The sequence below is a fragment of the Shewanella sp. genome (assembly GCF_041630135.1).
Lineage (GTDB): Bacteria > Pseudomonadota > Gammaproteobacteria > Enterobacterales > Shewanellaceae > Shewanella.
Genome location: NZ_JBFKLW010000104.1, coordinates 1 through 6,352, shown reverse-complemented (window position 1 = coordinate 6,352; position 6,352 = coordinate 1). Strand labels below are relative to the sequence as shown.

At 48.1% G+C, this 6,352-nt stretch carries 7 protein-coding genes; 6 read left to right on the top strand and 1 reads right to left on the bottom strand.

Annotated elements, in window-relative coordinates; all coding sequences use genetic code 11:
• Nucleotides 1-177 precede the first annotated feature (177 nt).
• From ABYK60_RS18065 to efp, 5 genes are all read left to right on the top strand, one after another.
• Complete coding sequence (locus ABYK60_RS18065) at nucleotides 178-399, top strand: DUF2788 domain-containing protein (RefSeq protein ID WP_372873387.1); 222 nt, start codon at nucleotides 178-180, stop codon at nucleotides 397-399.
• A 7-nt stretch (nucleotides 400-406) separates the two neighbouring features.
• Nucleotides 407-679, top strand: a complete 273-nt coding sequence (gene ybfE / locus ABYK60_RS18060) for a LexA regulated protein (RefSeq protein WP_372873386.1) — start codon at nucleotides 407-409, stop codon at nucleotides 677-679.
• 51 nt (nucleotides 680-730) lie between these two features.
• Nucleotides 731-1,258 carry a flavodoxin FldA gene (gene fldA, locus ABYK60_RS18055; protein ID WP_372873385.1) on the top strand — a complete coding sequence of 176 codons (528 nt, stop codon included), beginning with the start codon at nucleotides 731-733 and terminating at the stop codon, nucleotides 1,256-1,258.
• Between the two features lie 93 nt (nucleotides 1,259-1,351).
• Nucleotides 1,352-2,521, top strand: a complete 1,170-nt coding sequence (gene earP / locus ABYK60_RS18050; protein ID WP_372873384.1) for an elongation factor P maturation arginine rhamnosyltransferase EarP — start codon at nucleotides 1,352-1,354, stop codon at nucleotides 2,519-2,521.
• Nucleotides 2,522-2,570: 49 nt separating this feature from the next.
• Entirely contained in the window at nucleotides 2,571-3,137 is a 567-nt protein-coding gene (gene efp / locus ABYK60_RS18045) for an elongation factor P (protein ID WP_372873383.1), read from the top strand.
• 297 nt (nucleotides 3,138-3,434) lie between these two features.
• Here efp and ABYK60_RS18040 read toward each other — a convergent pair whose 3' ends face one another.
• Nucleotides 3,435-4,817, bottom strand: coding sequence for a Na+/H+ antiporter NhaC family protein (locus ABYK60_RS18040; protein ID WP_372873382.1), 1,383 nt, complete (start codon nucleotides 4,815-4,817; stop codon nucleotides 3,435-3,437).
• A 698-nt stretch (nucleotides 4,818-5,515) separates the two neighbouring features.
• Between ABYK60_RS18040 and ABYK60_RS18035 the strand changes: the two genes are divergently transcribed.
• Nucleotides 5,516-6,352, top strand: an 837-nt coding sequence (locus tag ABYK60_RS18035) for a pyridoxal phosphate-dependent aminotransferase (protein ID WP_372873381.1), incomplete at its 3' end; no start/stop codon positions are given.

The window sequence follows — 6,352 nt, the reverse complement described above, 5'->3', positions numbered from 1 at the left end:
TACACGCCCAGAAGCCAGCGATATTTAATCGCCTGGTGAAAAACTTCCTTGACAATCAAGCCTCCGAGACTGGGCGGTAAAGGCTATAGCAGGCGCTAATATGATGTGGTATATTCGCGCCTCCTTTTCAAGACCGGGTTTTATGCCCACACCGGGACACGACTGGAGTACGCCGCGATGTTATCCCAATATATGCAGCAAATAGAAACCCTGGGGTTAAACCTGTTTTTTGCTGCCATATTCTTTTTCATCGGTATGGCTATCCATGATGTGCTCAAACAAGGCAAGGTGCCAAAATTTGGCCGTTATATTGTTTGGCTGGTGTTGTTTTTGGGCTGCGCCGGTTTTATCGCCAAAGGTATCATCCAGATGACATGGGAAGGTACCGGTATAGGTTAACTCGATAATGGCAAAAGAAGCTGCAGACAGAACAACAATCGATCTCTTTGCCGATGAGAAACGCCGTGGACGTCCAAGAAGCAATCCTCTTTCACGAGAAGCACAGCTGAGGATTAACAAAAGGAACCAGGTTCAGCGGGACAAAGCAAAGGGTCTGAAACGAATAGAGTTAAAGGTGTCACAAGATTTGTATGACGCCTTGAATGATAAGGCGCTGGCCAGTAACATCAGCCGCAGCCAATTAATCGAATGCATACTTAAGCAGGTTCTGGACAACTGAGTCTGAAACCGTGACGAGCGCGCAGCGCAATTGATATTTAAAGGAAAGACAATGGCTACTGTAGGTCTTTTTTTCGGCAGTGACACTGGTAACACCGAAGCTATTGCCAAAATGATCCAGAAAAAACTGGGCAAGCAAATGGTCGATGTAAAAGACATCGCCAAGAGTACCAAGGAGCAGATCGCCGATTTCGATCTGTTGCTGTTCGGGATCCCAACCTGGTACTACGGTGAAGCTCAGTGCGACTGGGATGATTTTTTCCCAGAACTCGAACAAATTGATTTCACCGACAAACTTGTCGCCATTTTCGGCTGCGGCGATCAGGAAGATTATGCGGAATACTTCCTGGATGCCATGGGCATGGTACGCGACATCGTAGAAGCCCGTGGTGGCATCATTGTCGGTCACTGGTCCACTGAAGGCTATAACTTTGAAGCCTCCAAGGCGCTCGTTGATGACAATCACTTCGTGGGTCTGGGGATCGACGAAGACCGTCAGCCTGAGCTGACCGAAGAGCGTGTCGAAAAATGGGTTAAGCAGGTATACGAAGAGATGTGCCTGGCCGAGCTGGAAGACTGATTTCAGACTTACCCTCACCAGCGGCGCTTTGGCGCCGCTTTTTTATCGCTGATTTTTAACCTTTCATTCGTTCGGCAGCCAATCAACACGGATATGAATATCGACACCCAAGCTACCAGCCCAAATCACTGGGACATCTTTTGTACGGTTATCGACAATTATGGTGATATAGGTGTCACCTGGCGCTTATCCAAACAACTGGCCAGAGAGTACGGTATCAGGGTCAATCTGTGGGTCGACGATTTGAACAGTTTTGCCCACATATTACCGGGGCTCAATCCATTAATCCCCAGTCAAACTGTAAATGGCGTTACTGTGAATCAGTGGCAACAGCCGCTGACACTGCCATTCATCCCTGGCGAGGTTTTAATTGAAGCTTTTGCCTGCGAACTACCTGATGTGGTCAAGGTTGCAGTCAGCAGCTCTGCCAAGCCGCCGGTGTGGCTCAACCTTGAGTACCTGAGCGCCGAAGATTGGGTGGATGGGTGCCACGGTCTGCCATCATTTCAGCCAGGCGGAATTAACAAATACTTCTTTATGCCGGGCTTCAGTGTCAAAAGCGGCGGCCTTATTTGTGAGAAAGACCTGTTTTCTGAGCGCGACACCTGGCAGACAGACTGCAATAACAAGCTGGCACTGTTTGAAAAATTGGGTTTAAGTGGCATAAGCGCCGGCGATAAGGTCATCAGTGTCTTCAGCTATGAAACCGCCGCGCTGCCCGCCCTTTGTGAACTGCTTGCCAGCGGCGATAAGCCGGTGCACATGCTCATTCCAAAAGGTCGCAGCTTAAACAGCCTTACCCCGCTGCTTCCCTGCCCTGTGGCCGAGCTCAAGTCCGGTATGCACTTTAGTCATGGCAAGCTGCGCATTCATGTATTGCCTATGACAGATCAACAAGGCTACGATCGGCTGCTGTGGAGCTGTGATTTCAACATTGTCCGGGGTGAAGACTCCTTCCTGCGCGCCCAATGGGCTGCCAAACCCTTTATTTGGCACATTTATCAACAGGAAGAAGACTATCACCTGGTAAAATTAGAAGCTTTTATGCGCCTTTACTGCGATAATCTCGACCCTGAGATTGCAGATTGCTGGAAAAAGCTGAACCTCGCGTTCAACCAGCAGCAGGCGAGCGCCATGCAACAGCTCTGGCACGATATCGAATCCTTCGCTTTGCCCTTGATGGCTCATGCCAAACAATGGCCAATCGATGCACTAAAGACGACAGATCTGGCTTCACGGCTAGTGCAATTCGTCAAAAAATAGTTAAGATACCGCCTTAAAGTAAAACGCCCAAGATATAGGAAATTTAGTAATGAAAACTGCTCATGAAATCCGTCCAGGTAACGTGATCATGTTTAACGACAGCCCATGGGTTGTTCAGAAGACTGAAACTACCCGTTCAGGCCGTAACGCTGCTATCGTTAAAATGAAGCTCAAGCACGTGCTGATCGACTCTTCAACCGAGACCACCTTCAAGGGTGAAGACAAGATGGACGTTATCGTTCTCGAGCGTCTGGACTGCACCTACTCTTACTTTGCCGACCCTATGTACGTATTCATGGATGCCGAATACAACCAGTACGACGTAGAAGCCGACAACATGGGTGATGCTGCCAAGTACATCGTTGACGGCATGACTGAGGAATGCCAGGTAACTTTCTACGAAGGTAAAGCTATCTCTGTAGAACTGCCTACCACCATCGTGCGTGAAGTTGGTTACACAGAACCAGCCGCCCGTGGCGATACCTCTGGTAAAGTGATGAAGCCTGCCAAAATCGTTGGCAGCGATCTGGAAATCATGGTTGCCGAATTCGTTAAAGAAGGCGACAAGATTGAAATCGACACCCGTACCGGTGAGTTCAAAAAGCGCGTAAACTAATCGCTCTGTTTGAAATAAAAGCCAGCCATGTGCTGGCTTTTTTGTTTCTGGATTGGCATACAACTTCTGCTTTTATAAACCGGCACTAAACAACTGAATGTGTATGCCCACAACACAAGCCCGCACTTAAATGCGCAGTCCTTATCCTTTAGGTTGCCACACTCAAGCTAACTTACGAAAAATTACATAGAATCAGTCAAATAAGACAACAATGTATTGAACTGTGCAAATTTAGTTGTTTCCATTCAGGCAAAAAAAACACCCGCTAAGCGGGTGTTTTTAAGAGGCATCGACCAATTATGCCAATAATATGAAGCCGAAGAATGCCAGCACGGCCGCCAGCAAGGCATAAGGCAGCTGAGTCACAGCATGACTCACCAGATTACAGCCTGACCCCTGTGCAGCCAGCACCGTTGAGTCAGAGTAGAAACAGGCCTGGCTGCCAAAAGAGGATGCTGACAGCAGTGCGCCAATCACCAATGCGGTATCGGCACCTACGGCATTGGCCAGAGGCATCACAATCGGAATGGTTACCGCAAAAATACCCCAGCTTGAACCTGTGGCAAAAGCCAATACAGCCATGGCCAGAAACACCACCGCAGGCAACAACTTAGGCGTCATGTATGGGCTTAAAGTATCAATCACATACTGAGGCAGCAGCAGCTGATCGCAGACATCTTTAAAGATAAAGGCCGCAATAACTGTACCAATAGCGGGCAGCATGCTCTTAAAGCCGTCTATCATCTGATCCATCATTTCTGACAATGGCATCAGCTTTTGCACAGCATAATAAGGCAAAGTCACAGCCAGTGTCGCCAACAGACCTTTCCACACATCAATATCAAAGTAGACAGTAAAAGCAACCAGCAGACCCAGTGGCACCAGAAAGTTGTGCAGCTTGCCATGCTTATCGGCATGCTCAAACTCATCTTCAATGGCTTTTACCGCATACTCGTCTGAGGTATGTACTTCTTCCCAATCGACCTGTGCCTGTGCCGGTTCACCCTTGGCAGCAGCCAATTCCGCTTTTTTCATCGGCCCTATGGCAGGTACGACGCCCAAGACCACCAGCAGCACCATAATCACTGCCAGCCAGGCGTAAAGCATATAAGGGATGGCCGACATATAAACGCTGATGGCTTCGCCTTCCGCTGCAACCCCGTTGTCCACCAGCAAACCGCCGAAGAAAACCGCCCAGGTCGACAAGGGCACCAGTACGCACACAGGAGCGGCAGTGGAGTCCACTACATAGGCCAGCATCTCACGGGAGACTTTGAATTTGTCAGTCACACGCTTCATGGTTTCACCCACTGTCAGCGCATTAAGGTAATCATCGATAAAGATCACCAAACCGAGCACAAAGGTCATAAACAGAGAAGACTTTCTTCCCTTGGCAAGCAACATGGCTTTATGACCAAAAGCCAGTGCACCACCGGTACGAACCAAAAGTGCAATGAGTGCACCAAAGCTGCCACACACCAGAATAAGCCAGCCAATGGTTTCATCCTGCATTACCTTTAAGGAAGCATCGGCAAAGTTACCCAGCACGGATGCAGGGTCAAGCAAAAGTAAACCGGCAATGGCACCGATGATCAGAGCAAGAATAGGACGACGCAGCCAAATGGCCAGCGCCAACACCACCAAGGGTGGGATCAGACTAATCGCTGTCGGTTCAGACATGCAAACAGATCCTCTTTCAAAGCCCAACAGGGGCAAAATTATCAATGGCCGGCCCGCTGAACATTAGCTCTTCAGGGGAACCGAATTTGCTGCTTTATTATGGGCATACCGCCAGTCGGTCAGAATACTGCTGCCGCTTTTGTTCTTGCCTGCTTAAAAAACATCGGCCAGAAAATAATGTGCATTTCAAACACAGTCAACCAGAAATTCCATGCAACACCGACTTTTTACTCCATTCGTCAAGCCTGACACGCTATCACACTGTTATTTATGAATATAATCATCCAGAAAATATATTGTCACGCTAATTTAAATCGCATAGTAATGCGTACAAATCGCTACATTTACCAGAAAATAGCGCCATTCTTGAGTATTTCATGCATTACTCAATGCTAAACGCTGATTAGCAGTCGAATATTCGAATTTGTCATCTTTAGGGAAGGATATTATTGACAACCTATGCCACCATCGATGTACATCACGGTGACTATCGCTTTGACCTGGCAACGTTGCAGCATATTACTCCAGCAGATGCCAAGTAGAATTTAACCTAACCGAATTTATACCTGTCGTTATTTGCTATTTTTTTATTTTATTCTCTTTCCGGGTAAAGCAATTTTGTATATGGTGAGTGTCCGGCAGACACCAGAAAATGTCTGAAAAAATCAAAGTCATCACGAAGGCTCCCGAGGTAACGGATGCGTCCCATAATCAAATCAAATAAATTAGATACCGTATGTTATGACATTCGAGGTCCCGTGCATAAAGAAGCACGTCGTCTCGAAGATGAGGGCCACAGGATCCTGAAACTCAACATTGGCAACCCTGCTCCCTTTGGATTTGAAGCGCCGGAAGAAATCGTTCGTGATGTGATTTTGAACCTGCCCAGTGCCCAGGGCTATTGTGAATCCAAGGGGCTGTTTTCAGCCCGTAAAGCGATAGTGCAACATTATCAGTCCCAGGGAATTTTTGGCGTGGATATCGAAGATATCTATATTGGCAACGGGGTGTCTGAGCTGATTGTGATGGCGCTGCAGGGGCTGCTTAATACCGATGATGAAGTACTTATCCCCTCACCCGATTATCCGCTGTGGACGGCCGCCGCCAACCTTGCCGGTGGTAAAGCAGTGCATTATCGCTGCGATGAAGAGTCAGACTGGTTCCCGGATCTTGATGATATCAAAGCCAAAATCAGCCCGCGCAGCCGCGCTATAGTACTGATAAACCCCAATAACCCTACAGGTGCCGTGTATTCCAGAGAATTGCTGCTGGAGGTTGTAGAGCTTTGTCGCCAGCACTCGCTCATTCTGTTCGCCGATGAAATCTACGATAAAATTCTTTACGACGATGCCAAACATATTCCTGCTGCAAGCCTGTCGGACGACATTCTGACCGTTACCTTTAACGGGCTTTCGAAGGCCTACCGTGCAGCCGGTTTCCGTGTTGGCTGGATGATGCTCTCAGGCAACTTAAAAGCGGCAAAAAGCTATATCGAAGGTCTCGATATGCTGGCCTCAATGCGCCTTTGTGCCAAC